The organism is Fictibacillus aquaticus, from assembly GCF_002245695.1.
Classification (GTDB): domain Bacteria; phylum Bacillota; class Bacilli; order Bacillales; family Fictibacillaceae; genus Fictibacillus; species Fictibacillus aquaticus.
This window is the reverse complement of record NZ_NOII01000003.1, coordinates 472,134-498,317: the sequence shown is the minus strand read 5'-3', so window position 1 is coordinate 498,317 and position 26,184 is coordinate 472,134. Positions and strand designations below refer to the sequence as shown.

The 26,184-nt window shown below is 48.3% G+C and carries 23 protein-coding genes; 3 read left to right on the top strand and 20 right to left on the bottom strand.

Going from position 1 to position 26,184, the window contains the following annotated elements; genetic code table 11:
• Positions 1-349: 349 nt before the first annotated feature.
• Both CGZ90_RS12860 and CGZ90_RS12855 read left to right on the top strand, forming a co-directional pair.
• Positions 350-568 carry a DUF1659 domain-containing protein gene (locus tag CGZ90_RS12860; RefSeq protein WP_094252902.1) on the top strand — a complete coding sequence of 73 codons (219 nt, stop codon included), beginning with the start codon at positions 350-352 and terminating at the stop codon, positions 566-568.
• A gap of 155 nt (positions 569-723) precedes the next feature.
• Entirely contained in the window at positions 724-942 is a 219-nt protein-coding gene (locus CGZ90_RS12855) for a DUF2922 domain-containing protein (protein ID WP_094252901.1), read from the top strand.
• 54 nt (positions 943-996) lie between these two features.
• Here CGZ90_RS12855 and CGZ90_RS12850 read toward each other — a convergent pair whose 3' ends face one another.
• The 8 genes from CGZ90_RS12850 to CGZ90_RS21075 form a co-directional block, all read right to left on the bottom strand.
• Positions 997-1,767 carry a zinc ribbon domain-containing protein gene (locus CGZ90_RS12850; RefSeq protein WP_094252900.1) on the bottom strand — a complete coding sequence of 257 codons (771 nt, stop codon included), beginning with the start codon at positions 1,765-1,767 and terminating at the stop codon, positions 997-999.
• Between the two features lie 131 nt (positions 1,768-1,898).
• Positions 1,899-2,225 carry a helix-turn-helix domain-containing protein gene (locus CGZ90_RS12845; protein WP_165766847.1) on the bottom strand — a complete coding sequence of 109 codons (327 nt, stop codon included), beginning with the start codon at positions 2,223-2,225 and terminating at the stop codon, positions 1,899-1,901.
• An 18-nt stretch (positions 2,226-2,243) separates the two neighbouring features.
• Complete coding sequence (locus CGZ90_RS12840; protein WP_094252898.1) at positions 2,244-2,846, bottom strand: class D sortase; 603 nt, start codon at positions 2,844-2,846, stop codon at positions 2,244-2,246.
• A gap of 2 nt (positions 2,847-2,848) precedes the next feature.
• A complete protein-coding gene (locus CGZ90_RS12835) occupies positions 2,849-3,523 on the bottom strand; it encodes an LPXTG cell wall anchor domain-containing protein (RefSeq protein ID WP_094252897.1) in 675 nt (224 codons plus the stop codon).
• Positions 3,524-3,598: 75 nt separating this feature from the next.
• Positions 3,599-4,198 (bottom strand): CalY family protein, encoded by a 600-nt coding sequence (locus tag CGZ90_RS12830; protein WP_094252896.1) that lies wholly within the window; start codon positions 4,196-4,198, stop codon positions 3,599-3,601.
• A 58-nt stretch (positions 4,199-4,256) separates the two neighbouring features.
• Positions 4,257-4,835, bottom strand: a complete 579-nt coding sequence (sipW, locus tag CGZ90_RS12825) for a signal peptidase I SipW (protein ID WP_094252895.1) — start codon at positions 4,833-4,835, stop codon at positions 4,257-4,259.
• A gap of 12 nt (positions 4,836-4,847) precedes the next feature.
• The gene (gene tapA / locus CGZ90_RS12820; RefSeq protein WP_094252894.1) at positions 4,848-5,564 is read right to left on the bottom strand and encodes an amyloid fiber anchoring/assembly protein TapA; all 717 of its coding nucleotides are present in this window, start codon (positions 5,562-5,564) and stop codon (positions 4,848-4,850) included.
• Positions 5,551-5,736, bottom strand: coding sequence for a hypothetical protein (locus tag CGZ90_RS21075; protein WP_094252893.1), 186 nt, complete (start codon positions 5,734-5,736; stop codon positions 5,551-5,553). Before CGZ90_RS21075 ends, tapA begins: the two co-directional genes overlap by 14 nt.
• A 165-nt stretch (positions 5,737-5,901) precedes the next feature.
• Between CGZ90_RS21075 and CGZ90_RS12810 the strand changes: the two genes are divergently transcribed.
• Positions 5,902-6,099 (top strand): DUF2187 family protein, encoded by a 198-nt coding sequence (locus CGZ90_RS12810; protein ID WP_094252892.1) that lies wholly within the window; start codon positions 5,902-5,904, stop codon positions 6,097-6,099.
• 100 nt (positions 6,100-6,199) lie between these two features.
• Here CGZ90_RS12810 and CGZ90_RS12805 read toward each other — a convergent pair whose 3' ends face one another.
• The 12 genes from CGZ90_RS12805 to CGZ90_RS12745 form a co-directional block, all read right to left on the bottom strand.
• On the bottom strand, positions 6,200-6,940 hold the full coding sequence (locus tag CGZ90_RS12805; RefSeq protein ID WP_094252891.1) for an SGNH/GDSL hydrolase family protein: 741 nt from the start codon (positions 6,938-6,940) through the stop codon (positions 6,200-6,202).
• A gap of 25 nt (positions 6,941-6,965) precedes the next feature.
• A complete protein-coding gene (locus tag CGZ90_RS12800; RefSeq protein ID WP_094252890.1) occupies positions 6,966-7,985 on the bottom strand; it encodes an OmpL47-type beta-barrel domain-containing protein in 1,020 nt (339 codons plus the stop codon).
• Positions 7,986-8,425: 440 nt separating this feature from the next.
• Positions 8,426-9,943, bottom strand: coding sequence for an argininosuccinate lyase (gene argH / locus CGZ90_RS12790; RefSeq protein WP_094252888.1), 1,518 nt, complete (start codon positions 9,941-9,943; stop codon positions 8,426-8,428).
• Positions 9,944-9,963: 20 nt separating this feature from the next.
• Positions 9,964-11,649: an ABC transporter permease gene (locus CGZ90_RS12785; protein WP_094252887.1), complete on the bottom strand. Its 1,686-nt coding sequence runs from the start codon at positions 11,647-11,649 to the stop codon at positions 9,964-9,966.
• On the bottom strand, positions 11,639-12,751 hold the full coding sequence (locus tag CGZ90_RS12780) for an ABC transporter ATP-binding protein (RefSeq protein WP_094252886.1): 1,113 nt from the start codon (positions 12,749-12,751) through the stop codon (positions 11,639-11,641). The genes CGZ90_RS12785 and CGZ90_RS12780 overlap by 11 nt, the downstream gene beginning before the upstream one ends.
• A gap of 31 nt (positions 12,752-12,782) precedes the next feature.
• Positions 12,783-13,877 (bottom strand): extracellular solute-binding protein, encoded by a 1,095-nt coding sequence (locus CGZ90_RS12775; RefSeq protein WP_094252885.1) that lies wholly within the window; start codon positions 13,875-13,877, stop codon positions 12,783-12,785.
• 55 nt (positions 13,878-13,932) lie between these two features.
• Complete coding sequence (locus CGZ90_RS12770; protein ID WP_094252884.1) at positions 13,933-16,449, bottom strand: NEW3 domain-containing protein; 2,517 nt, start codon at positions 16,447-16,449, stop codon at positions 13,933-13,935.
• Between the two features lie 17 nt (positions 16,450-16,466).
• Complete coding sequence (locus CGZ90_RS12765) at positions 16,467-17,657, bottom strand: ROK family transcriptional regulator (RefSeq protein ID WP_240515429.1); 1,191 nt, start codon at positions 17,655-17,657, stop codon at positions 16,467-16,469.
• A 323-nt stretch (positions 17,658-17,980) separates the two neighbouring features.
• Positions 17,981-22,213 carry a S8 family serine peptidase gene (locus tag CGZ90_RS12760; protein WP_133063587.1) on the bottom strand — a complete coding sequence of 1,411 codons (4,233 nt, stop codon included), beginning with the start codon at positions 22,211-22,213 and terminating at the stop codon, positions 17,981-17,983.
• A gap of 587 nt (positions 22,214-22,800) precedes the next feature.
• The gene (locus CGZ90_RS12755) at positions 22,801-23,526 is read right to left on the bottom strand and encodes an ABC transporter ATP-binding protein (RefSeq protein WP_094252882.1); all 726 of its coding nucleotides are present in this window, start codon (positions 23,524-23,526) and stop codon (positions 22,801-22,803) included.
• On the bottom strand, positions 23,523-24,713 hold the full coding sequence (locus CGZ90_RS12750) for an ABC transporter permease (protein WP_094252881.1): 1,191 nt from the start codon (positions 24,711-24,713) through the stop codon (positions 23,523-23,525). Before CGZ90_RS12750 ends, CGZ90_RS12755 begins: the two co-directional genes overlap by 4 nt.
• A complete protein-coding gene (locus tag CGZ90_RS12745; RefSeq protein ID WP_094252880.1) occupies positions 24,668-25,915 on the bottom strand; it encodes an ABC transporter permease in 1,248 nt (415 codons plus the stop codon). The genes CGZ90_RS12750 and CGZ90_RS12745 overlap by 46 nt, the downstream gene beginning before the upstream one ends.
• Positions 25,916-26,184: the final 269 nt, after the last annotated feature.

The following is a 26,184-nucleotide window of genomic DNA, read 5'->3' as shown; positions in this document are numbered from 1 at the left end:
ATATCCTGCGCTGGTTCATGAAAATCTTTCGCCGGATAGCTTTTGGGAGATGCTGCACATGCTTTTTTTAAACTCTTTTCATTCCGCCTGCGCCACTCGACTCTTAACTTGAGCCTGTTTGAGTTTGTCCTGAGTCATTAATATGCACTCCTGCGCAACAACTCCCCTGCCCTGCGCCAATTTCATTATCCTGCGCCGCTCAAATAACCTCCCACGCCACATCACCTTCAGCCTGCGCCACTCTAAGCTCCGCCTGCGCCACCACATTTCAGCAATCATAAATTCTTTAACTTCTTAGCCTCCTTTCCCCCACTCCCTTCGATTTATTGTGTGAAAGGAGGTGATAAGCATGGCAACAGCTTCTATTCAAAAGTCTCAGCTGCAGATGGTGTTTCAGGCTGGTGTTGATGGCGAAGGGTACCCTGTACTCAAGCGCAAAAACTTCTCCAGCCTGAAGACGACTGCGACTCCTGATCAAATGCTAGCCGTCGCGACCGCTCTCTCTGGACTTCAGCAGCACGTCCTGTACGCGGTCGAGCGCAACAACGCTTACGACATCCACGCGTAATTGAAGTGATGGGGTACGGTACCCGCGGTACCGTACCCCATCCACCTACGAAGCTTAACCCATCAAGGTTTAAGCTCCCCGAGTACCGTACCCCCAACGGTCTAACGGTCCAAAGGTCCAACGCCCAACATTCCAAAAGAAAGGAGGAATCTTAAATGGCTAGAACGCTTGAGCTTCAGTTTTTGAATGAGGACAGCAAGACGGTCACGATCCGCCTGGATGCACCGATTGAGCCTGTGAACGCTGCATCTGTCAGCGCGGCGATGGATGCTGTGATCGCACAGAACATCTTCAACTCTACTGGCGGCGACCTTGTCGGCAAGAAAGGCGCACGCATCGTAGACCGCTCAGAGGAACCGATCGTACTTAGCTAACAACGAAAAAAGACCGATGCTGCCAGTATGGCGCATCGGTCTTTGACTTTTTTATTAAAACCAAAATGGGCTGTTTAAGTTGTTTACGATTCTTTCAACTAAGATTGAAGACATTACGTAAAGTGTGATGAACGTTAGTACATATGCGAGGATCATGCCGTGAACAACATCGAGTCCTTCTTCCATCTGTTCTTTCTTAAAGCTTAGAATTGTGAGCGCCGGTACTGTGAAGATGGAGCTCAAAAATCCAACGACCAAGAAAAAGCTGAACAATTCCATTTCTAATAACGCAAGCAAAAGTGCTACGGCAAACATTGCTACAAATGGAATGAGCAAGCTTCCGAAACGAGCTAATACAGCTTGATAGCTGGCCTGAACCTTGGCGAGACGAATGGCCGCGAATGTGTAGCTTGCTACTAAGACGATGAACAATGTATATGCTAATGTCGGTTTTACAACAAAATCGAAGAACGGAAGATCAGCCCAATCTCCTAATTGGCTCTCGACCACGATATAAACCATGAGCGGGATGAACAGTGCATACAGCGCTATTGTGATCAGCCCGTTAATCAGCTGGTCTCCCTCAATGCGGCTCGCTGTTTTGTACGGGTTTTTCAGGACAGACATAAAATAACCCGCATACTGCTTTGTGACTTTTTTCGCGTTTTCTAAATGTGCGTTTGACTGCTGCTGAGCCTGATACCCGGCTGCATCATGCACTCCAGCCGCCGTTTCCTGTGCGGCTTCATTTCCGACAAGCATCGTCCCGCATTTCGCACAGAACCTTCCTTCAGGATTCTCGTGCTGACAATTTGAACAAACCATAATTGCATCCCCTTTTTCTCTCTAATCGATTACGTTTCACTATGTGAATTATCGGCATGCTGTGAAAAAAATGAAGAATTTTTGGCCGTAAACAAAAAATAGGAGGCAGACATGTTGTCTGCGCTCCTCATTTACTTCGCCATCCCATTGTTTTTCCACGTTTCATAGCTGATGAACGTGCGGATGTCTTCTTTTTCAATTCCCATCTCTTTTGCCTGCTTGAGCAGCTCTGTCCATTCAGGATCGAGGGGTTCGACACTTTCATAGATGAGCCGCTCGACCGGAACACCGAGTGCCCCTGCAATTTTCTGCAGGACGTGAGCTGATGGGTTCGTCCTCTGTGTTTCGATGCTGCTTAAATAACTCTTGGAGATGCCGGCAGCTGCAGCCAGCCTCGTAACGTTAAAGCCTTTGCTCAGTCGCAATGTTTTAATCGTTTTTCCTAATTGTAGGTTCACTCTCACCAGCTTCCTTCATTATTGTTTCTTCGCTTGAACGATGAGTCGATGTGTCGGGTTTTTCATCGGCTCACACGTGATCAAGGTCAGGATGTTCTCGCCTTCTTTTTGCTTTAAAACCGATGTGTCATCTGGCTCCACGATCGTTATACTGAACACTTTATACGTAAATTCGCCATCGGCTGTCTCCACCATTATCTCATCGTGCTTCTTCATCTCGTTCAGTCGGTTGAACTGCTTGCCGTACGTATAGCTGCGGTGTGCGGCCAATGCTGCGTTGCCTGCCCCGCCGAGCGGTGCCGTACCCTCAAGGTGACCGGCAGCGTTCTTCAAGTTTTTCTGGCTCGCACCCTCAACTACGGGAAGCTCAACTTCGATGCGCGGGATACTGATCTTGCCTAGCAGACTGCCGTTTTTAGGCGGCGGATCGGCGGGCTTTTCGGAAGCCGCTGCCGCACTTTCTGACGCAAAAACAGTATCAAGACTGGAATAGCTTTTTTTTGCCGCTTCCCACTCGCTCACCAGCTCTTTTTCCTGATGTGTCGTGTAAGCGGCTTTCAGCTTCGGATAGCTCATCGTCAGGATGCCGGCCGCAATAAGGAGGTAGGCGATCCATTTCATGATCAGCCCCGCTTGAACGGATTGCGGATCATCGATTTTTTGATCATAAGAAGCATGAGTCCGCCGAATGTGAGCAAGAAGCCGGAAATGAACAGGATCGCTGGGTTGTCTTCACCTGTGATTGGAAGTGTCCCGTCATCAGGCGTCTCGGTGCCATCATCGCCGCCACCATCGTCGCCGTCATCTCCATCGCCTGGCGGTGTCGGAGGCTCATCGCCCTCTGCATACAGGATAATCTCGCTCTCTGCGTTCAGACCCTGATACTCGTTGCCAGATTCGTATGGAAACTCGACCGTCAGCTTAAGTTTTTCCTCAGCTGAAGCAGCCAGTGTACGCGACTCGATGCCGTCGAACTCACTCATACTGCCTTCATACAGCACGCCGCTCGAATCCTCAACCTTAAGTTGAAGCTGAGCGTACAGCTTTTCAGAACCGGACTTCAGGTTTGATATCATATTGTATTGAAAATCGGTGTTCCCGCTGTTTTTAACAGTGAGCTCGCGCGGTGCCCAGTCTCCTGGCTTGAAGTTTTCTATTGAAAAAAGCACGCTCTCTGGGAGCGCCTCAATATCGATGACCGCCGAGCTGCTGTCCGCTCCTGTTTTGCCGAACGGCTGAAACAGAACAAGCGTGAAGGCCAGCAGGCAGTAACCGACGAATAAGAGTTTAAGTTTCATATGTTCTTAACCTCTCTTGCAATTTATTTATGAAAAAAAGGCGGGAGTGACCATTCCCGCCTGTCTGCTCGCTGATTATCTTTCGGAGCCGTTCTTTTGAGTTGCATTGAACGTCCACTCTAGGTTTAGAGAGTCGCCTTGGAACATGTTCTGGTCTTCGCCGTTATCGACGAACTCGAACTGTACCCACATACGGTCGCTAGATCCAGCTGCTAGACCTCTGTGATCCCACTCGTCTCCGAAAATATCATCAAACTTATTTTTCACAACTTTAGGATCCATGTTTTGCAGGTCATATAATGTTGTAGACCATACTGGAGCGTCCAGCTTGTCGATGTTGAACAGGAAGTTTACGCGGATGTGCTTTCCAAAATCTTCGCCGTCATTGTCTTCTTTAGCATCAGTAACGTCATAGCTTGTGTTCAGCACAACGCTCTTAATATCGAGGGTTCCGTTGTTTTCAAGGAAGAACTCACGCAGCATCGTGTCACCAGGCTTGATGTTATCCACGTCAATGATTGTTGTTGGATTTGCCACAAGATCAAGCGTACCAGCTGCAAACGTGTTGTTCGTTACTTCTGAGTCACTGAAATAAGCGTATGTACCGCCCCCGATTAAAGACAAACCTAGTGCTGCTGAAGCTACCCCAAGACCTAATTTGTTTTTCAAACTCATGATTATTTCCTCCCCTAAATTGTTTTTTTATATTGAGTCCGCATGGTAGTGCGGAATATCAAACGTTTTCTGTTTTCGTGCTGTCATTCTTTAACTCTACTTCTCTGATCGCTCTCCAGATTGTGATCGCTGAATATAAGATCAACAGTATTCCTGGAAGGATAAGAAGCAATGCGGCGCCGCCTTTCGACTGTGCCCCGCTCAGCAGGTAGCCGATGTACGGGATCGTAAAGCCGTTATACTCGCCGACAACGTTTTGCGCGAGAACCGGAATCAGATCGGCTGCGTCATTGTTGTCGCCTTTGGTGGTGTATTGAGTAGCATCGCCTTCACCCTTCACACTTAGAACGCGGTGAGTGACGAGGCGGTTATCCTCTTCCATGAACGTAATTACATCACCCTTTTTAAAACGGGTCATATCGCCGCCGGGCTTGATCGCGATGATCGATCCGGTCTGGATTCCCGGCTCCATCGACCCGGAAAGCACCGTTTTCAGCTGATAGCCGAAAACTTTCGGTTCGCCGCCTGATGCCTTGGAAGAGACGACTACAAAGGCAGTCGAGAGAAGCGTTATGAATAGCAGGCCGGTTATGATGTTGCCTGCCCATTTTTTAAAGGTAGCTGCTTTTACATTCATGTTTATCACCCTTTACTTTTCTGCTGATGGTTCAGGTGCCGGTGCCTCATTTGTCTTTGCCGGTTCTGCCGGCTGAGGTGCATCTACTTCAGGCTGTGGAGCCGGAGCTGGTGCAGGCGTTTTTTCCTCATCAGCTTTTTCCTTTTCTGCTTCTGGCTGCGGTGTGACTGGAGCAGTTGGTGCTGCTGGCTGTTGTGCTGGCTGCTGCGGTTCTGTCTTTACCGGTGCTTCTGGTGTTTTTTCTGGCGCTAATGGAGGAAGACTGCATTTTGAAGCGGTAATGCTGTCGCTCCAAAGCACTCCTTGACCAGGATGACCAGGACGCTGATACGCCTTGAATTTATAAACGCCATCATTAACCGGTGTAAACGTTAATGTCGTTTGAGTCATGCTCTTTAGTGCTGGAACTTCCCCTGTGGCCACTTTCTCGCCATTCATTGGATTTCCACTTGCAGCCCACCAAACTTCATAGGCTACCGGACCTTTCATGTCATTTTCGCTCTTGTTTTTAATAATCGCCGTTACTGGGGCACATCCCTCAGAGTTCATGCTGACTGCGCCAAACTTTAGCGAGCTTTTATCCCAGCCAAGTGTCGTGTCCCATGTTCCCGCTTTTATCGGAATGGAGAGATTGGCACGGTCATTAAAATAAGCCCCCGTGGCACCTGATAAATAGCTCAAGCAGAACAGCATCGTGTAAAAGATCATGCACAGTTTAACTGTCAGCACATAGGATGCATTCTTCCTTCTGAATTTCCGTATCCTTTTGCTTCTGATCCTGATTCCCTCCTTCTTTAGCGGGATCCAAGTTGTTCTTTTTAACGAACATCTTGGTGTTATTATAGAACGTAGTTTTCAAAAGAAAAACTGTTGAATCGAACGATTTTGTTCGTTTTAACATACAAACGATCTCTTTTTCTCTGTTTTTCATTAAATTACATAGTTTTTCGTTATTTATTTCGAACAGTTGTTCATTTTATAGAACAAAATGCGTTCCTTGCCACAAATAGGGATTGTTATGATAAAATAAAGAGAAAAATGAGATCTTCGTAAAGGGGACTGTTAAATGGAGAACGTTGAAAGCTTGGGAGTCAAAACAGGAGACACAATCGTGACAACTAAGGGCTGGAAGGGCGTCGTGACCGCGACCCTGACAAATACAGTCGTTGTGGATTTTTCTTCAATGGAGAATTTCCAGGAGCTTTTCGAGCATGAAAAACAAGTTGTCCGCGTTGCCGATATAAAAGAACTCATCGCAAAGTAAGCGATTGCAAAAACCCAGTGCCGATTACCGGCTCTGGGTTTTTGTTTTTTTTATGGTGTGTTGGGGGTACGGTACCCTTGGTACCGTACCCCCAACACCATTAACGCCTGTTGATGACATCCAGGATGAGCTGAATCTTGATCTGGCTGAAGAATTGGTTGGCGATCACCTTATATCCTTCCTTGCTCAGATGGATATCCATCGGATTTGGCAAATACGCTGGGTAGTTTCTGCCTATCTTATCAAATGTCGGGACATAGCTGTCGCCGTTCATTTTGGCGCGAAGCTCGATCTGATTATTAAGCCCTTCCAGCAACGGCATGAGTCTTGCCTGCTCAGCCTGTGGATAGTACGGGAACGCGTTGTAATAGCCCATCACGAACACATCGACATCACTGTTCAGTCTGTCGATCTCCGACAAGATAGTCTGCAGGTTATTGCTCACCGTCACGACCGCTTGCGCTGCGTTTGCCGGATCTGTTTTCAGCTTGTAAAGCAGGTCATTCGCACCGATATCAATCGTTACGTGGCTAGCCTCACGGATCTCGTTCCTTACCGTTTCATTCATCAGCACATCGCCCATCAGATGGATAGACGTATATCCGCTCACCCCGAAGTTACGGTAATCTACTTTATAATCCGCATTGCGTAAATGCTTCACGATAAAATCGGTATAGCCGGTATCTAATGTTTTATAAGGTGTCTGTCCGGCAGCTAAAGAGTCGCCGAGTGCGACATAATCAATTGATTTAGGTGCTGCTTTTTTTTCTGCTGCGGAAACACCGAGTGGGATGGAAAGCATCATCACTCCGGCAAGTAAAGCGGCGGCTCTTTTTTTCATCAATATACTCCCCTTTAACTAATTTTTATTGTGTTGCAGGCATTCCCAATCCCATGAACAGTCGTAAAAACTCCTCGCCGTCTGTGATTGTTCTCGTGTATGGACCTTCGATGCCTTTAGACGTTTTTACATAAACGTTCTCGAGATGGTATCCTTCTTCATTCGGCCCGATGAAGTGTGTGCTCTCCACATTGCCAGTGTTGTCAACACTGCGGTATTCAAGCGTCTGCTTGTTGCCGATAGAGAAACCTCCTTCATACGTCATCCAATTGCCGTTATCGATTCGGTATTCAGTCTTCGCTACACCAGACATATCGTCTGACGCAGAAAGCTTCACGTTAAAACGGTTCTTGACCATCGCCATCGTGGCATATGTTTCAGGAGCTGTGTTGTCGAGGTTGTAGCGGATCTGTGCGATTGCAAGACCTGATGGGTTGCCTGTTGTTGTGATTCTTACTTTTGTAAATGAGGACGATGTAGCAGTAGCAGCCATTAAGCTGACTCCGTAGGGACTTGAAATAGTTCTAGTGATGCTGCCGACAATTATGTCGCCATTGTAAAAGTCTGCCGTGAATGGATAAGGAGTGTTAAAAATGTTTGGGGCAAGCTCGAATCCAAACGTTTTAGCTGGCTTGGAGAGATTCATTTCTAAGGAGTTGTTCCATGTGAATAGAACGTTCGGATAAATTGTTTCCACATTTGGAAGTGTTCCCCACGTCACTCCTATTGGGAGTTTTTCTACATTACGATCGAAGGTTACCGTTAGATTATTATCAGATACAGCATTTACTTGTTGGTAATTATAGAGATTAGCAAGACTGATGACGCTCGTTTCATTCACGTATTCTTGTGTCGGGATATCATGCTGCATGATGTTTCCGGTAATTCCGTCTGCCATGATTGAGAACGAACGAGCTGGAGCTTGGACCTCAGATGGCGATAAGTTACCTCTAAACGAAGTTGGCTGGCCTTCGTCAGCATATGCCGCCGGCACAGCAAGCATGGTCGACAGCAGCCCGGCTGCTATCATTTTAACGAGTTTCATCAAATCATCTCCTTAACATTTTTTATCATGCAACGTCGTCATTATATCACGGTTTTTCTTTTTAAAGAACATTATATTCTTAATTAAGAACAAAACTTTATTAGACAAATTAATACAACCCGTTTTGTGAGTAGTTGTGCGGGGTACGGTACTCATTAAAGAGAATGCTTGTACAGCGGGGATTTTGACCGTTGGGGGTACGGTACTCCAGCGCTTTTTCACTCGTCCGCAAATAAATCGGACCTTATGCAAACAAACCAGGCGTGGTGCAAAGAAAATCAGCGCGTGCAAACAAATTTTCATATTTGCAAATAATAAACCGAGATCTGCAAATAAAGTGTCCAGATTCATAAATAAAGTGTCCATACCTGCAAACAACCACCTTCCGCCCTACTTCCAACACACAAAAAAAGCCGCTCACCAGCGGCTTTTCTTTATCATCAAGGTATCAAGTTATTCGAAACAAGCTGGCTGACGGCCTCGTTGAGCTCATCATCCGCTTGTTTTAGCTTGGCGCGCTCTATATCCAGCTTCACACCAAGATCCCGCAGTTTCCCTTCCCGCTCCCGAATCATCCTTTTCACTTCATCCGGGTTCGGGCCGCCTTGGATCTTGCGGCGGCGAACGAATTCAGTCGGACATGTGATACCGCCCCACTCTTGCTCGGTCAGCGCGACAGGGTGGACGCTGCCGATCAGCTCGTTCACTTCATCCAGCTTCAGTTCATCCATTTCCTTTTGCTGTACCGTGCATTTTTTCGCTACTAAACTCGCGATGCGGTGCGCCAAACGGAATGGCACTCCTTTATCGCGCGCCAGTACATCAGCGAGCTCGGTGATCGTGATGCATGATGTTCGGGCACGACTGCCGATAACGTCCTTCTCCACGATCATCGTCTGGATGACCGCATGCATGAGGTGAACGACGCGGTTCGCTTTTTCATAGCTTCGGTACAGATGCGGCTGCAGGTCGTCCTCTGTGTCGACAATGTCGCCGAACGGTGTGTTGTGAATCATCTGGATGGCGGCGAGCGCCTCGCCGACCGCACTGCTTGCGAGCGAGCGCGAATGCTCGATCGATACTGGATTGCGCTTTTGCGGCATGATGCTGCTGATCTGGACGTACGGATCAGCTACGCGGATAACGCCAAACTCACGCGTCGCCTGCTGCAGGAAGTCCTGAATCCAGCGGCCCGCGTTGATCATCATGCTCATCGACGCGTTCGCCGTTTCAATCAGGTAATCTCCGCCAGCGATGGCGTCGTATGAGTTTTCAACGAGTCCGTGGAACCCGAGCAGCTGGCGCACGCGCTCTCGGCTGATCGGGAAACCAGTCGTGGACAGGGCAGCCGCTCCGAGCGGCGACCGGTTCACACTTTCGTACGCAGCCCATAATCTCGTTGTATCCCGCATAAAAACATCATAGATGGCGGCGAGATAGTGTCCGAGAGTCGTAGGCTGTGCCGGCTGGGTGTGTGTGTAAGCTGTCATGACCGTTTCCGCGTGCTCGAACGCCTGGACGAGCAGGGCATCGGCGAGCTGGAGTGAGCTTTCGATCAGCGTGAGGATGTGTTCCCGCAGCACGAGGCGGTACATCGCCACGCCCATATCGTTGCGGCTGCGCGCGATATGAATTTTACCGGCAAGGTCCGGGCCGATCTCTTCGCTCAGCTTGCTTTCCATCATGAAAAAGAGATCCTCGTACAGCGGGTCGTACTCGAGCTTTTTGTAGTCGGTCTGGCGCACTTTTTCAACGCCTTTTAAGATGACGGATGCTTCATTCCGGCTTATGATGGACTGCTCGGTCAGCATAACCACATGTGCCCGGTGAATTGCGAACATTTCTTTAAAAAGATAGTCGCGCTGGTCGTTAAAGACGTGGCGCAGCAGATGGTCGACGTACGATTTTCCTGGAAACGCCGTCCCTTCTGACTCGATAAAGCGGTCTCTCGTAATCATAGCTGCCTCCTATTGCGCTTTTATAATGAACGTTCGGCTTTTACGCCTAAGAACTTGTTTGAGATGAAAAGCACGATGCCGATTAATGAGATCTGTATCATACCGTATGCAGCCGCCTGCCCCATGTTGAACATGCGCAGCTGGTTCATGATTTCGATCGAGATCGGGCGGTTGCTCAGTGTGTAAAGAAGAACGGATGTCGGGAATTCTCCGACCGCCTGTACGAATGCGAGGAGCGTTCCCGACAAGACGCCGGGCATAACAAGCGGAAGGACCACCCTCCTGAATGTATAAAACCATTTCGCTCCAAGGTTTCGTGCTGCTTCCTCAAGCGAGTCGTCGAGCTGCTCGAGGGCGGCGTTCGTGCTTCGGACCACGAGCGGGATGTGGCGCGTAAAGTACGCGAGCGGCAAAATCCAGAACGTGCCGACGAGGATGTTGCCGAACGTGAACACAGACGGTTCGTTGAACGCGAGGATTAAGTTCATCCCGACGACTGTTGCCGGCAGCGCCCATGGCAGCATGACGAGAATATCGAGCATGTTTTTGCCGATAAATTTCCGTTTAACGAGCACGTACGATGTGAGTACGCCGAACACGAGATTGCCAGCTGTTGCGATAAAGGCGAGCAGCAAGCTGTTTCGGACCGGATCCCATATACGCGGTTCATTAAATAATAGAAGAAAGTTGTTCAGATTGAACTTCGTCGGATACTTCTGCCATGTCCACGTGCCGTCGGGGACGAGAGACAATAGCAGTATTGTCGCGTGCGGAAGGAGCAGCACAACAACGCCAAAAATGCCGATCAGCACCATCGTCCATTTGATGTACGGGTTCTTCACCTCGCTGCGGTGCGCCCCGATCCCTTTAGACGACATGCGGTAGTCTTTTCGATTTTGATACCATCTCATAAATAACAGGAACGCGATGGACACGATCGACAGGATGACAGACTGTGTTGCGGCCATCTGCAGGTTTCCGTTAACTTTTGAAAAATAGATCTGCAGACTCAATACGCGAAACCCGCCGGCAAGCAGGAACGGTGCCGAGAACGAAGCCATTGAAGTCATGAACACGAGCAGCGAAGCGCCGACAATTGCCGGTGTTAAAAGCGGCAGCGTCACTTTTCGGAACACTGTCAGCCTTGAAGCACCAAGGTTATACGCCGCTTCCTCAAGCGATGGATCGATGCTGCGGATCGTCGACGACACGGTCATGTAGAAGTACACATACATCGTATACGCGTGGACGATCAGGATTCCCGAGATACCGCCGATGCTGAACGGTACTTTTTTAAGTCCTAGGAGATCCTTGATCGCGTTCGGCACGAGGCCTGATTCGCCGTACAAAAACATGAACGCCATAACCCCGACGAGGGACGGCAGGACAATAGGCAGAATGGCGATGCTTGAGAAAAAGCCTCGCCCGGGAAAATCGAATTTGTTAAAAATAAACGCGAGCGGGATGCCGATGCACGCGCTCAAGAACACGCTCAGCAGTGAGATGTACACCGAGTTCCAGAGCGCCTCAAGGTTAGACTTGCTCTCTGAGTTGAAGAACGTATCATATGTTGCGGCAGAAAAGCCTTCTTTTGATGAGAAGCTTTCAATGATTGTGCGCAGCGATGGATACAGGACATACGCGAACAGGACGAGTGCGACCGGAAGCAGAAGCAGCAGTGTGAAGCGCAGTTCTTTATTCTTCATGTTCTTCCTCTCCCATCACCCGCGGCAGCAGGCGCATATGCTGTTCCGGAAAACGGACGTACACGATATCCCCTTCCTCCAGCTCCCGCAATGTCAGGTTGTTCAGCACCATCGCCTGCACTAAGCGGCTGCCGATGCGAATGAACAATTGCAGCGCCGCTCCTGTAAACTGCGCCATCTCCACCTTGCCTTCAAACGTATTCTCACCCGCTGGCTGCTCCAGCACCTCGAGCGCCTCAGGACGGATCGATACCGACAGAGGCTGTGAGGAAAGCTCGCTCCATTTTCCCTGATGATAGTTGTGCAGAACGAGCGACTTCCCGCTGTCTTCGTTCCAGTTCAATCGAATCGTTCCGGCGTCCGCCGCTGCTGGCGTCACCGGTATCAAATTTGTTTCCCCAATAAATGAGGCAACAAAATCGTTGGCAGGATTATTGTAGATCTCTTTCGGCGTCCCGATCTGCTGGCACACCCCCGCGTTGAACACGGCGATTCGGTCGCTCATGGAAAGAGCCTCGACCTGGTCGTGCGTTACATAAATCGTCGTGATGCCATAATCGCGCTGCAGACGGAGTATCTCGGTCCGCATCTCGTCGCGCAGACGGGCATCGAGGTTACTCAATGGCTCATCAAGGAGCAGGATATCTGGTTCAATGACGAGAGCACGTGCCAGTGCCACACGCTGCTGCTGTCCGCCGCTCAGCTGGCTCACCTGGCGCATCATGTATTGATCCAGTCTCACTTTTTTTAATGCGTCTTCCACTCTTCGTTTAATCTCACTGCTGCTCTGCTTTCTTACCTTAAGTCCAAACGCAACGTTCTCGAACACCGTCATATGAGGAAAGAGGGCATAGTTTTGGAAAACCATGCCCGTGTTTCTTTTCTCAGGAACGACTCGAGTGACGTCTTTTTCACCAAATTTAATGCTGCCCTTTGTCGGATAATAAAAGCCTGCGATCATCCGGAGCGTAGTTGTTTTACCGCAGCCGCTCGGGCCGAGGAACGTGAAGAACTCACCCTTTTTGATCTCCAGATTCAGTTCGTGGACGGCTTTTACTTTGCCGAATGACTTTGCGATGGCGTCTAATGTGATGGATGACATCTCGTGCTGTTCCCCCTATCTTCCTTAAACTCTATTCTTTCGTCTCTTTCTTTTTGTTCTTTATATTGTTGTCCCAATGCTCCATCCACTCGTTGGACTTCTCTTCGAACACTTTCCAGTCGATGTCCATCGCTTCGATCTTCGTTTCAGCGATCCAAGCTGGCAGATCTTTTATGTCATTGCGCGTTGGGATGCGGTAGTGCTCTTCAGCCAATGTCTTGTTGGATTCCTGCGAGTTTACGAACTCATAAAACGCTTTTGCCGCTTCCGGATGCTTCGCGTTTTTCACGATCGCGATCCCCTCTGTCAGAACCGGCGTCCCGCTCTCTGGCACGATAAAATCGAACGGATAGTTCTTCGTTTCCTTCAGCATAACAACGTCCGGCATCGCCCAAACCGACAGCTTGCCTTCGCCCTTTGCCACCTTGTTGTACATGATCTCAGGGTTTGCTGCGTATTCCTTCGTGTTCGCGTCTAGCTGCTTGAGCCATTCGTAGCCCTTTGCTGGATCCTGTGAATCCTTGTAATCGCGGTAGATCATCGCCGAGAAAATCGTGCGCATCGTTCCGGATGCGAGCGGATAGCGGATGATGATCTCATCCTTCCACTTAGGATCTAACAGCTCGTCCCAATCCTTTGGCGCGTCTTCCTTTTTCAGCTCTTTCGTGTTGTACATGATTACTTCAGGCGTTTTGCTCGTTCCAGTCCACGTCCAGTCGCTGTCATGATGCTCTTCGTCGAGTGCATCCGCATAGCTCGGCTTAAACTCTGCCAGCAGGTCCTCACCCTTCGCCTGGTTGAACATTACGGAAGGCGCTCCCCACCAGACGTCAGCCTGCGGGTTGCTTTTTTCAGAACGGATACGGTCGAGTACTTCCTGTGACCCGAGATCGAGCCACTCGACATCAACGTTCTTATTCTCAGCTTCAAACTTTTGCTCGAACTGCTGCAGAATATCCTTGCCGTGCGGAGAATAGATGACGACCTTCTCCTCCAGCTTCTTGCCTGATTTCGGCGCTCCGCCTGCTGTTTCCTTGTCATCATCGCCGCCTGCCATACAGCCGGTCAGTGCAAGCGATAAGCTTAATCCTAGTGCGGATAAATATGTGGCCTTTTTTCTTAGCATGTTTGTACTCCCCTTTTTCATTGTCTTTTTATAATAAAATCTAGTTGTGCCGCGGTTAGTTTTTCGTGTAATCGATCAGGTTCGTAAAAATTCGGTATCCGCCTGGCACCTGGCCCTGAATCTGGCGGTACCATACGAGATTCGTATATAGATAGCTTCCTTCGCCATAATCAGCCATCAGGATTCCGCCTGTGAACGGCTGCTCTCCCGGGTCGGTCATGCTGACGAACGTCTCGTACTCTTGCGCCCAGCTGCTAGGATAATAGAGTCCGCGCTCCTGAATCCAGTTGTCCCAATCTTTTTCCGTGATCTTGTTCGGTGTATTGAACAGCGGATGATCTGGCTGCAGCATCGTCACCTTCGCGTTCTCATCGGTCACACGCCACTTGATCGAAGGGCTGCCGATCGTCAGCGGGTAAGGTGCCGTCGTCTGGGCGTTCCATTTGTCATCCGGCTTATGATACTGCACGACGAGGTGTCCGCCGTTCTTTGCAAAATCTAGCAGTCTCGCGTTGTTTTGAAGCAGATCTGTGCGCGACAGGTACGCGCGGATTCCGACAACGATCGTGTCATATTCTGATAGATCAGCTGATTTTAACTGCTCTTCTGATAGACTCGTAATGTTCATGCCGACTGCGCGAAGCTCATTGCTCACACTGTCAAAACCGCTCTCGACATAGCCGATTTTCTTGCTGCGGTCGAACTCCAGCGGGAAGGCAACTCCCTTTGTTTTTGCATCGTACAGGTAATAAAATGTCCCGATATGGTCGTAGGAAATTGTCTGGACGGACGTTGATAGCTTCTTGTCGTTAACCTTCGCATACGGCTTGAGTTCAAAGCTGCCTTCTTCCGTCTGTGCCGGCGGTTTTACCGTAAACGTGACGGTTTTCTCTTCGTTTTGTTTTTGGAAGGAAACAGGCAAATCGTTCTGTACAGCTGTCCATCCTGCTGGCAGGTCAAGACCCGCTGTTGCCTGTACTGCTCCTGCTGTGTTGTTTTTCAGCTGGACGGAAACCGGAATCTCGCTTCTCACGTCCTTCGTGTTAACGACGAGATTTTCAGGATCTGCTTTTACTGCAACTTCCGGCAGCACAGCGACCGTTTCTGCTGGCTCAGCCGTGTGGTTCACTTGTGTGTTTTTGACTCGATAGCTGATGTCGGCCTGGATGACAGATTCGTCATACGGCTTGTAGTATTCAGCTTTGTTTGGCACGCTGATGGTAAACTCTTGTGTGGCTGACTGCCCCGGCTTTACGTTAACTGACTTGCCGCTGCTGCTCGCTGTCCAGCCTTTTGGCAGGTTCAGCGCTGCTTTTAATGATTTAAACGTCTGCTTGCCGTTGTTCTCGACGGTGACGGTTACTTTTGCTTTACCGCCTTGTACGAGCACATTATTATCGACTGTCACTTTTTCTTGGAGTTTTGATGACACCTTTGCCACTGTTTTAAGCTGGTCTTCTTTTATAGATAAACGGTGCAGCAGATCGTCTTTTTGCTCTTTGTTCAACCGGCTATGTAAGACCAGTTTTTGCGTGATGCGGAGTGTGTCGAGCGACTTGTACACATCGTCGGAAACAGCATCACGGCTTGGGTATTCCTCGATCATGCTGTCAAACTGCTGCTGCAGTTTTGATAAAAGCATGGATACGGCTGGTGCTGATTTCACCGTTTTGCTGTATTCGCGGAGGTCGTATGGCAGTCCGTCGAATATAGTGGTTTCCTTTTCGGGTACCGTACCCCGAGTATTTTCCAGTTTCAGATGGATGGTCCTTGGCTCGACCGGGAGGACTCGTCCCATTCCCTGGCTTTTATGAAGGAAGCGTGATTCTTCCCCTAACTGCGGGTACGTTTTGCCGTATACAGGATCGACCATTCCGATCTCAAATGAAGTTGTGGCATTATCCTGCTTTCCTGGCAGATACAGCTTCTTAATTTCCCATGTCTGGAGACCTTCTTTAAGCTGTTCTGGGAATACGGCTGGGTCTGCCGCATCTTCAAATGCTTTCAGCGTCAGTGCGTTGATCGTTCTGTGGTGGCCATGCTCTGTGTCAACGTCTAAGAACGATGGCATGACGATGTCTGGCTGATATGTGCGGATGAGGCGGATAAGGCGCTCATAGGCGACTTCTTCTCCCCATTTGGAAAGCGTTTCTTCTTTTGATTTTGAAAATCCAAAATCATAGATCTTGTCGTCTGTTTCTTGGCTTAGATGAAAGACTTTAACTCCTGTTACTTTCGACGCTTCGATCAGCTCGCGTGAACGGATGATGCCAAGCCCGTTTCCGAGCTCGGTTCCGATCTCGTTCTGTCCGCCCTCACCGCGGTTAGCGATCAAGCTTGCGGTGCGGACTCCTTTTCCTCTTGAAAGGTAGGCGAGCAGGTCGCTTCTTTCATCATCAGGGTGTGCCCCTGTGTTCATAAAGCTGATAACTGTATCCAAAGGCTTCAGTGCATTCCAAAGCTCCGCATCGTGCTGTGTGCTGTTCTGTCCTTGAGCTTGTGCCCCGGCAGGAATGAAAAGGGTAAACAGTAAAACCAAACTGGCTAGAATTGAAACATACCGTCTAGACATGTGTTCATCTCCTTGTCTCAGAATGTTTTTAAAGCGCTTTCATGTTCCCGTAATACCAAAGATACCGCTCCAATTACCCCAAGGTTCGGGCCGCACGTTGTTGTCTTGATGACTGTTTTCACTGCCGCGAACTCAGACACGATCTGTTCGATTCTCGGCAAATACCAAGGCGAACTTTTTGAAATGCCACCTCCTAAAATAACAGCCTCTGGATTTATAATTGAAATCACGTTGGCAATCGCAAAGCCAATATGATCGACAACCTCTTCTGTGACAGCAAGTGCCGTCTGGTCCCCGCTTTTTGCTAGGTCGAAAACGTCTTTGGCGGTTAATTCTTGGATTGCTTTGTCTCCAAGTGCTTCCTGCATCTTGGCGACGATTGCCGGACCGCCTGTAAAGCTGTCTAGAAAACCATAGCCTTCAAATGCCCGTTTCGTATGCTTTTTTGCTTCGTTTTTATCGGTAACAAGATAGCCGATCTCACCCGCCGCAAAGCTCGCTCCCCGGTACAGCTGGCCGTTGATCATAATGCCGCATCCAATACCTGTTCCAATAGAGATGAGGACAACGTTGGACATGTTCTTCGCCGAGCCGAGCCACTGCTCGCCAAGTACGGCAACATTCACGTCATTGTCGATAAAAACAGGAAACGGAAACAGTGCAGATGCCTCGTTTTGCAGAGGGTAATCATGCCAGTTTAAGCTGGGCGCGTCGATGACCGTTCCTTGGACAATGTCGGTCGTTCCCGGGGCTCCGATTCCAATGCCGAGCACGCGGTCTTCGGATATCTGCTGTTCGAGCAGCAGCTCCTGCACGTGTTTCTGTACTTTTTTCAGAAGGCCGTATTGAAGGTTGTCCTGCGTCGGGAATTCGCGTGTTCCAAGGATGTTTCCAGCAAGGTCGCTGACAGCGGTCAATGTTTTCGTGCCGCCGATGTCCACGCCAAAGATGTACGCGGCGCGGCTGTTGAACGTAAGATAGATCGGTTTCCGCCCGCCGAGCTGGCCGGCATCGCCGTTTCCTTCCTCACGTACCCAGCCCTCGTGCAGCAGTTCTTCTACAAGTGCCGAAACAGTCGGTTTACTGAGATGAAGTGTTTCAGAAATGCGGCTCCTTGCGATCGGACCGTGCTCTTTGATGCACTGCAGAATATGCCGTTTATTTTTTTCTTTGATGTAGGCAGCATTACCCATTTTAAACAGCGTCATTGTTTGGCTCCTCATCAAGAGTTTAGTTTTATGCAGTTTCTGAGATGTTATGAAGATCGTGTTAATAGATTGATAGAGGGGTTTTTTGCAGGTTCTGGATGCAGTCAGGTTAGTTAGTTAAGTTACCTAACTTACCTTCAACATCATTATAAACTTTAGTATTCAGAAAATTCAACAAAAAAGCTGTTTATTTTTGGAAAATGATTGGAAGGACCTATAAGCATTTGCCATTTGGAAAAGACACTTTACGGTTGAGGGGCGATTTTACTAAAAATCCAACAAAAAACCCCCAGCCTGCTATCTGCAGACTGGGGGATGATGCATTATTTTACTGTTACTTTCGTTGCTTTGCTTGTGTTGCCAGCTGCATCTTGTACAGTGACTGAAAGTACTGTACCTTTCTTTTGCTTCGCGATCGGAGCCTTGAACTTGCCGTAACGGTCAGCTGTTGCTGTACCGATTACTCTGCTGCCAACTCTTACGATTGCCTTAGCACCAGCTTCTGTTCTACCTTGTACCAGTACAGACTTCGTGCTCACATAGTACACAGTTGGTGCATTTGGAGCAGTAGTGTCTTTTACTGTTACTGTTTTTGTTGTTTTGTTCTTAGCAGCATCTTCAGCTACAACAGTAAGAACTGTTCCGCCTTTTTGAACTGGGATTGTTACATAATAACGTCCGTTAGACAATGCTTTAGCAGTGCCAAGCGTCTTGCCGCCAGCCATTACTGTAACTTTAGATCCTGGCTCAGTTGCGCCTTGAACTTTTGTAGACTTGTCAGAAACTACGTAAATTGCAAGTGCAGGACCTTCTGTATCCACACGGTTTACAGTTACTGTCTTCGTCGTTTTGTTTCCGCCAAGGTCAGTTGCTGTCAATGTGAATGTATTAGCGCCGTCTTTAAGCGGTACTGTTACTTCAAGCGTTTCGTTACCTTCAACCAATACATCGTGAGGGCTTTCGAACGTGCTCTCGAACTCGTGGTTGTCATCAACAAAGAGTGAGAAGAAGTTGAAGTTATCCTTAAGGTTAATCTTCAATGTTGCTTCGTCCTTGTCATTGTTTACTTTTTCAGGAGCAACAACAGTGATTTCTGCTGCAGTCGTGTCGATAAACACTTTGCGTGAAATCTTGAACTCCTTGTTGTCGTAATCTGTAACAGAGATAAGTACATCGTGAAGCCCTTCGCTGTCGAACTTAGCCGTTGTAGAGAACGTCAGGTTACCCGCTTCATCTTCTACTACTTCTACTTCTTCACCGTTAACAGTAAGCTTCTTAATGCCGCTGTCGTCTGTTACATAACCAGATACAGGAATTTCAGTTGTGTTGTATTGTCCGTAAGGTGCTGGACCATTGTCATCTAGGAAGATTAACGGGATGTCGCTGTCGCCGATCGCCGCTTTGTCTCCGCCAACGTTGCCCATGTAGTCGATTGCAAATACGTCAATGACTGCTTTTGCTGGAAGCTCTTCTGTAAACTGGTACATAGTAGCGTCTTCACCGACTGTGTCAACGATTTCTCCGTCAACAAAGATTCCGTAAAGCTCAACACCTGTTCCTGCTTCTTCCGTTTCCCACGTAACAACTTTGGACTCTGGGTCAAATTTCGCGTTTACTTTTGGTGCTGTGTTATCAACGACAACCGGAATCTTCTTAGATTGCCAGTCAGCGCCGTCATAGTCGATCACAGACTTGATTTCGTAGTAGTACATGCCATCTTCTACTACATTACCTTTAACTGTTCCATCCCACTTGCGCTTTTCGCTGAAGCTGTATGGCGTTCCGCTGCCCGTGTCGTAGAAGGATTTTCTTACGTTCTTTTCCATTGCAACACGGCGAAGGAACTTGCCGTCCTTATCAAGGATATTGTACTGAACTTCAGACGCATTTCTTAGGAATGATGGAAGCGGATAGATGTTTTCCTGCTGCTCGTCACCGTTTGGCGAGATCGCATAGAACTCTTTTCCTGGGATCAATCCTACAAAGTCTCCATCGTTTTCAAGCATGTCATGCGCGCCGTCAAACAGGTAGTCAAGGTCAAAGAATCGGTTTTCGCCAAGATCCTTGAATCCGTCAACGATTTCAGGCTCATCCCAATTGCCGTAGAATCCAACATAAGGTACAGCTAGAGTCGGCTGAACTTTTTCAGCGTCTTCAAGCTTAACGAAGCCTTCAACGAACATGTTTTCTTTTAGCTCTTGGAATCCGTTTTCTTCTCCATTAGCGTCAAGAACTGGAATTTTCGCATCAGACAGATCAACTGTTACCGTAAATGAAGCATAATCTCCAGCTTTTACAGTAACTGTTTCAGGAGCTGAGATCTTAACATCCTTCAGGTCTCCTGCTGTTAGTGCGTTGTAATCCATTCCGCCTGCCTGGATGATTGTGTCAGCCAGTACGTCAGTGTTTACGTTGTACGTAACGTCTTCATCAGAGATGTTTTGTGCTCCGAATGACATTTCGATTGTTTTAGAAGTGAAATCTTTAAGTTCAACTTTCGCTTCACCTGTTTCTTCGTTAAAGAAGAATACTGGTGTGTCGACTGCTGCGAACGTCTGCATCATCCCAGCACCTTGGCGGCGAGGAGAGAATGGCTGTCCGTGAACATCGTCGATTACTTTCGCTGTATTCATCAATAAAACTTTAGCAAGGCGTGTGCGCTCTTCAACTGTAAGATCGCCAAAACGCTCGTCTCCAGTCAAATATTGCTGAACGAGTGCCGCTCCACCCGCAACGTGCGGCGCGGCCATTGAAGTACCGCTCATCTGGCCATACTGGTCATCGTTCAATGTAGACGTGATTTTTCCGCCTGGTGCCGTGATTTCTGGCTTCAACTCAAGGCTTGGAGTTGTTCCCCAAGATGTGAAGTCTGTCATGCGGCCCATTTCAGCGTCTTCTGTTTTGCTCTTTTCAGAAACATGAAGAGTTGTGTTGCCAGCTTCGATCGCTTCAAGAAGGTCGATTCCTTCTTGCTTAGAAATCATCATAAACGGAACCTGCCAACCGCCTTGGTTCTCATAGAAGAATCCGTTTGTTGCATTATGCACGATGATTCCGATCGCTCCTGCATCAGCAGCGTTCTTTGTTTTGTCATAGAAAGACAATGCACCACGTGGAACGACGACTACTTTCCCTTTAACGTCAACTCCAGCATAGTCTGCAGGGTATCCAAGCTTAGTGCCAAGGCTTACAAGCTCAAGCTTTCCGCCGTTTTTCTCAGCAAGCTTCGTCCAGTTGTCGATGCCGTATCCGACAGAAGAGAATCCGTCTACGCCTTCAACAGTTGCTGTGTGCTGATAAAGGAACGCTTCGTTTCCAGAAGCTGCTACCTGAATGGAATCTGTATTCAAACCAGGAGCTCCAACTACACCGATATCCGGGTTCGATGCAAACGGGTTGTCCCATCCGCTTGAAACGTGGCCTGAGTTACCAGCAGAAACAGAGCACACGATTCCGTTTTCAACCGCACGAGTGATCGCTAGGTCTTCTGCACTTCTCTCATCGTAGAAGGAAGCTGTAGAACCTAAGCTCATGTTCAGAACGTCAGCACCTAGTTTAATAGAGTCATCGATCGCAGCAAGGTAGATGTCAGACCAAGTTGAAGGATAGTTCGGGTCATTACTGAATACCTTCATGCCAAGAACCTGTGCTTCTGGTGCAACCCCTTTGATGCCGCCGTTTGCTTCATCTCCATTCGCTGCTACCGTTCCTGCAACGTGCATTCCGTGCATAGACGCGTCTGGACCAAGGTCAAGAACCGTGTCATTTTGGTCGTAGTAGTTGTAGCCGTAAGGAACCTTTTCTGTGTAGAACTTTCCTTTTAGGCCGCCTTCTTCAACGATTGAGTTCACTTCTGATTCTGAAAGGTCACCTGTTGCGTTATCTGTTAATACGAAGTCTTTGTGTGATGGATCCACACCAGAGTCGATAACAGAAACGACCATTCCTTCACCTTTAAAGCCAGCATCTGCCCAAGTCTGCTTAGATTGGATGAACTGGTGGCTTGTCGTCATGTCCGGCTTCACTTCAGGACGGTTGTACTCGTTAGCAAGGAATACGTTTTTTACGCCTGCAATGCTTTCGATCTTGGCTACATCGCTATATGTAACTTCACCAGAGAAACCGCTGAAAGCTACGTTGAAGTTCTTTTTGAATTTAAATTTAACGCCTTTAGCTTTAATCTTGTCTTTTACTGATTTCTGCTGCTTTTCTACCTTTGCACCAATTTCTTGCTTCTTTGATGCAGAAAGGTCTTTGTAAAGCTGGCCTTTTTCAGTCGCGTATTCGACAGGCGTCTGCCCTTCTACTTCGACAATAACGCGGATAATGTCATCAGCTTGAAGCTGAAGCTTTTGCTGTTTTACTTTTTTAGTATCAACTTTTTTAGAAGGCTGCTGCTTAGAAGCCGCTTGCTCCTTCATCTGGCTGATCATTGAATCCATGTTTCTTTTTGATGCAGCTTCAGCAGGAGTTGATAGACCTAAACTAGATAATAAAAGCGCTGACGATAAAGCATATGTAGCGATTTTAGAGATTTTTTTCTTGTTGTTTTTCATAATTTTTTGAGCACTTCCCCCGTTTTTTATTTTAAAAAATAGCAGGCAACGCAAAATATCCGTATTTTTCCCATACCCCCTGTTAATGTAATAAAAGTAATTTATTAGCTATTCTTTAATAATAGTTGTAGGCCAAAAGTAAGTCAATTACTTTTCTGAAAATTCTACATTATGTGATAACTATTTCGTTGGGTGAAATATTTGGAGGATTTTGTGGGTTTGTGGCGGCTGATTGAGGGTTGGTGAGTGGGGCTGGGGGTACGGTACCATTTAATGAAATTTGCTTTTATGGCGGGGGTTTAGATGAGATGGTACCGTACCCCCAATGATGCTTCCAAAGATCGCTCCAAGTGTTCCATGAAGTCTATGTCGCTTTGTCCGCAAATTTTAAATTTTGCTCGTAAATCTTGATTTTTGCCCGTGTTTTTCTGTTTTTGCCCGCAATTCTAGATTTTTGCCCGCTAATTAAAAATAAGTCTTTTGTACTAGTAAAGAGCCTTGTCTATAAGTCTCGAAAACAAATAAAGAGAATGTCTTTAATAGGTTTTCAACCTTATTAAAGACATTCTCTCTAGAAAACTGCTAATCTATCGGTTTGCCCACTCGCCGACATGCGCTAAGCTGTCGGTGAAGGACTGGTTATAGGGGTACGGTACGTGCTGGCGGAGTCGTTCCTTTGGTCCGTAAAAGAGCAGCTCTCCTTCTTTCATGATTAAATAGGAATCGCACAGCATTTGCAGCTCCTGAGCGTCGTGGCTGGAGTACAGTATCGTCTTTCCTTCATACGCCAGCTGTTTCAGATAAGAGACGATTTCCTGCTTGGCGGCGATATCGATGCCGACGGTCGGCTCATCGAGTATGAGCAGCTGCGGATCGTGCAGGAGCGCAACTAGTATGTTAAGCTTGCGCTGGTTACCGCCTGAAAGGTGCTTTACCTTTTTGCGGTAATGAGGCATGAGCTGCCATTCCTCGCACCGCTCTTGAATGGCGCGTAAGTCTCGCTTTCCTGCGAGCTTCGCAAAAAACTCGATATTCTGCTTAACCGTAAGCTCCTGATACACCGCGATTTCCTGCGGCACATATCCGATCAGGTGGCGTACAGCCTGAGGGTCAGCCGCCGCGTTGCTGCCGTCGATGATGATCAAACCCGAGGTAGGCGGCATCATGGTAGCGATACACTTAAGAAGCGTTGACTTGCCCGCCCCGTTCGGCCCAACCACCCCTGTTATTTCACCAGCTTGAACAGAGAACGAAATATCATGAAGCACCGTTTTTTTACCATATTTTTTCGATACATGACTGAGTGTGATCATCGCTGTACACCTGCTTTTTGTGTTGTAAGTGCCGCCATCAACAGTCCTAATGCCGCCATGCCGGCTAGTACTGGAAAAGAAATGCTGCCTTGCATGGAGTCTGACGCCCAGAACTGCGGCGTAAAATAGGCGATCTGCTGCAGCCGCTCTGAAATTTCATTCAGCGGGATAAACGTTCCGCTGAACAAAGATGATAGCAGCAGAACGGTTATGGTGATCATTCCCCAAGATTTCATGGAGTGAACATGATGAGCGAGCCAGAAAACGAATGCTGTGATAAGAAAAGCGTAGATGAGAAGTGTTGCAACTGCTTTTGGCAGTTCTTCGGCATCCCAATAACTCGCTTGCTTTCCGTACAATATAAATCCTGCTAAAAGCACACTTTGCAGCAGCAGCATCGCAATCAGGTTGCCGGCCACATATTGGCGCGGCTTTATTGTTAAGAAAAGACGGCTTGTAATCGTACTGTTTTTCTCTTGTATCGCCCATCCGGACCACGCAAATGCAAAAAGCATCATGATTGCGAGCGTTCCTGGCAGATATAGATTGGGACTAGGCCTCGGCTGGTTGGGGTCCGGTACCGTCACGGTACCGGACCCCATAACACGATCCTGGATGGTCATAAGCGGCTTCGTACTCCACTGGCTGTCGCTGTATTCCCACACTTCTTTCCATAGCTGGTCTTGCTCGATCTTGCTCATCTTACCTTGGGCTTTTATAGCATAATCAACAGCCGTTTCGGCACCTAGACTGTTGGCGGATGGACGCAAGATTTCTGCAGCGACCATTTCCTGAACGGCAGCAGTTGATATGACGGTTGGCGTTGTCCAGACCGTCACGATTTCATCTGCTTCGTTCGCCAGCAGCTCCTCCCCCATGCCTTCCGGGAAATGAAAGCCGGCTGCCGCTTTTTGTGTTTCGACTAATTCCTGCGCTTCAGTCTCATTACCCACCACGAGCACCTTTAGTACAGGGTTCTTTTTTATCGCTGAAACAACTTGTTGGCTGATCTCGCTCTCATCACTGTCCGCAATTACGATCGGAATCTTGCTCTCGCTGACCGTTTCGCCCGCGAACCGGTCGATGCCCGCAAGAAACAGGACCGGAAGAAGCAGCAGAAGAGCGTTCCGGCGGGAGGCGATCAGGAGTCGTATGCGGTTGACGGCGATTGCGAATGTTCGGCCCATAAGTCCCTCTTTTTTAATTTTATTAGCAGCTGTTTGGCTGCGAGCAAGATGACCGTAGCTGCAGCGAGCTTAATCGTCGCCCCAATCGGCAAATCGCCTGAGCTGAATAAAGATTGCAGCAGACCTTCCTGCGCTATGTTCGTTAGTGTCCAAGAGCTGGCTGGCTGCAGTGATTCTGGCAGCAGACTGACTGGGAAGAGGATTCCTCCAAACAGCGCGTTTGCTGCCGTGAACAAGATGGCGGCTCCTAGTACGGCGTTTTCGTTGCTGAGTATTTCGGTTAACAGCGAAAATCCAGCTGCGAGCGCTATCACATATAAAAGTGTTAAGAAGATGGCGCTCCAGCTCCACGTTTCGGCAAAAGCGTAAAACAACCCGCATAAGACCGCAGCCTGCAGCACGAACAAAAAAGAGCTGGAAAAGAAGGAGCTCCAAGCAAACTCTTTGTGTGTAAGCCCGTAAAGCGCCAGCCGGTCCTGCAGCACCTGCTGCTCCTCACGACGCGTCATTTTTATCGCAAAAAGGCCTGTGATCATGAGCAGCAAAAGTACTCCCGACAAGGCGTAAAAGCTTTTCTGGCTTGTTCCGCCGTACCCGGTTACTGTTTCTTCAGTAAAAAACTGATTCCGGTCGAGCGCGTGGAGCGTCAGCGTCGCTGCGATCTGTTTGCGCTGCTGTTTCAGCTCGTCTTCGGTAATAGGCAGTTTTTTGGAATAATGATAAGCACCGTTCGCCCCTGCCTGTGCCGCAGAGATCAGCTTCGCGTTCGTCGCCATAAACTGGCGGAACAGCTTCGCCTGGAAGCCGCGTTTTTCGTTGCTGATCACTTCGACCGGGATATTTTTCCCTGTCCAAAGGCTTTCTGTAAAGCCCTCCGGAATGATCGCCACACCTGCAACTCGGTTTGCTTTTAGCTGCTGTTCAGCTTTTTCCTCTGATAAGACGCTGAATTTCATGAGTTTCTTCAGTTCTTCTGATTTTTGATATTGTGTGAGCAGCAGCTTCGTTTCGAAGGTCTGCTCGTTGTCGACGATCGCGACCGGGAACGGCTCGATCCACTGCTTTTCTTTTAAAAGCGGCTGCAGTCCTGTGTAGAGGATGCCGAGCAAGGCCAGCGGGAACAGCAGCATGATGAGCAGCGGCACTGGATTGCGGAGCCACGAGCGGATTGTGTTGGCAGTGAGTAGCAATATGAGCCGCATGCTGGGCCGTCCTTTCTTTTTTAGATATTAACTTTTTATGGTCTGTAAAAAATAAGCTGTTGAATTTTAACGGCCAAGTGAATTCGATTTATGGACATTAGAATTTTCGTTTTGGCTATAAGATTCTTGTTTATGGCCAATAAAATTGGGTCCCAAATAAACTTCACATTTTGGACATGCCTTTTTCCGCTATTATACCTCTCACAGGCTTTATTTGCTCTTCTTTATACAACAGTTTATGCCGGCTGGGCGTGAAAAAGGACAAGAGA

Coding starts and splice junctions, on each gene's coding strand:
- CGZ90_RS12860 (WP_094252902.1), top strand. CDS start 350: ATGGCAACAGCTTCTATTCAAAAGTCTCAGCTGCAGATGGTGTTTCAG.
- CGZ90_RS12855 (WP_094252901.1), top strand. CDS start 724: ATGGCTAGAACGCTTGAGCTTCAGTTTTTGAATGAGGACAGCAAGACG.
- CGZ90_RS12850 (WP_094252900.1), bottom strand. CDS start 1,767: ATGGTTTGTTCAAATTGTCAGCACGAGAATCCTGAAGGAAGGTTCTGT.
- CGZ90_RS12840 (WP_094252898.1), bottom strand. CDS start 2,846: ATGAAATGGATCGCCTACCTCCTTATTGCGGCCGGCATCCTGACGATG.
- CGZ90_RS12835 (WP_094252897.1), bottom strand. CDS start 3,523: ATGAAACTTAAACTCTTATTCGTCGGTTACTGCCTGCTGGCCTTCACG.
- CGZ90_RS12830 (WP_094252896.1), bottom strand. CDS start 4,198: ATGAGTTTGAAAAACAAATTAGGTCTTGGGGTAGCTTCAGCAGCACTA.
- sipW (WP_094252895.1), bottom strand. CDS start 4,835: ATGAATGTAAAAGCAGCTACCTTTAAAAAATGGGCAGGCAACATCATA.
- CGZ90_RS21075 (WP_094252893.1), bottom strand. CDS start 5,736: ATGTTAAAACGAACAAAATCGTTCGATTCAACAGTTTTTCTTTTGAAA.
- CGZ90_RS12810 (WP_094252892.1), top strand. CDS start 5,902: ATGGAGAACGTTGAAAGCTTGGGAGTCAAAACAGGAGACACAATCGTG.
- CGZ90_RS12805 (WP_094252891.1), bottom strand. CDS start 6,940: ATGAAAAAAAGAGCCGCCGCTTTACTTGCCGGAGTGATGATGCTTTCC.
- CGZ90_RS12800 (WP_094252890.1), bottom strand. CDS start 7,985: ATGAAACTCGTTAAAATGATAGCAGCCGGGCTGCTGTCGACCATGCTT.
- argH (WP_094252888.1), bottom strand. CDS start 9,943: ATGATTACGAGAGACCGCTTTATCGAGTCAGAAGGGACGGCGTTTCCA.
- CGZ90_RS12785 (WP_094252887.1), bottom strand. CDS start 11,649: ATGAAGAATAAAGAACTGCGCTTCACACTGCTGCTTCTGCTTCCGGTC.
- CGZ90_RS12780 (WP_094252886.1), bottom strand. CDS start 12,751: ATGTCATCCATCACATTAGACGCCATCGCAAAGTCATTCGGCAAAGTA.
- CGZ90_RS12775 (WP_094252885.1), bottom strand. CDS start 13,877: ATGCTAAGAAAAAAGGCCACATATTTATCCGCACTAGGATTAAGCTTA.
- CGZ90_RS12770 (WP_094252884.1), bottom strand. CDS start 16,449: ATGTCTAGACGGTATGTTTCAATTCTAGCCAGTTTGGTTTTACTGTTT.
- CGZ90_RS12765 (WP_240515429.1), bottom strand. CDS start 17,657: ATGACGCTGTTTAAAATGGGTAATGCTGCCTACATCAAAGAAAAAAAT.
- CGZ90_RS12760 (WP_133063587.1), bottom strand. CDS start 22,213: ATGAAAAACAACAAGAAAAAAATCTCTAAAATCGCTACATATGCTTTA.
- CGZ90_RS12755 (WP_094252882.1), bottom strand. CDS start 23,526: ATGATCACACTCAGTCATGTATCGAAAAAATATGGTAAAAAAACGGTG.
- CGZ90_RS12750 (WP_094252881.1), bottom strand. CDS start 24,713: ATGGGCCGAACATTCGCAATCGCCGTCAACCGCATACGACTCCTGATC.
- CGZ90_RS12745 (WP_094252880.1), bottom strand. CDS start 25,915: ATGCGGCTCATATTGCTACTCACTGCCAACACAATCCGCTCGTGGCTC.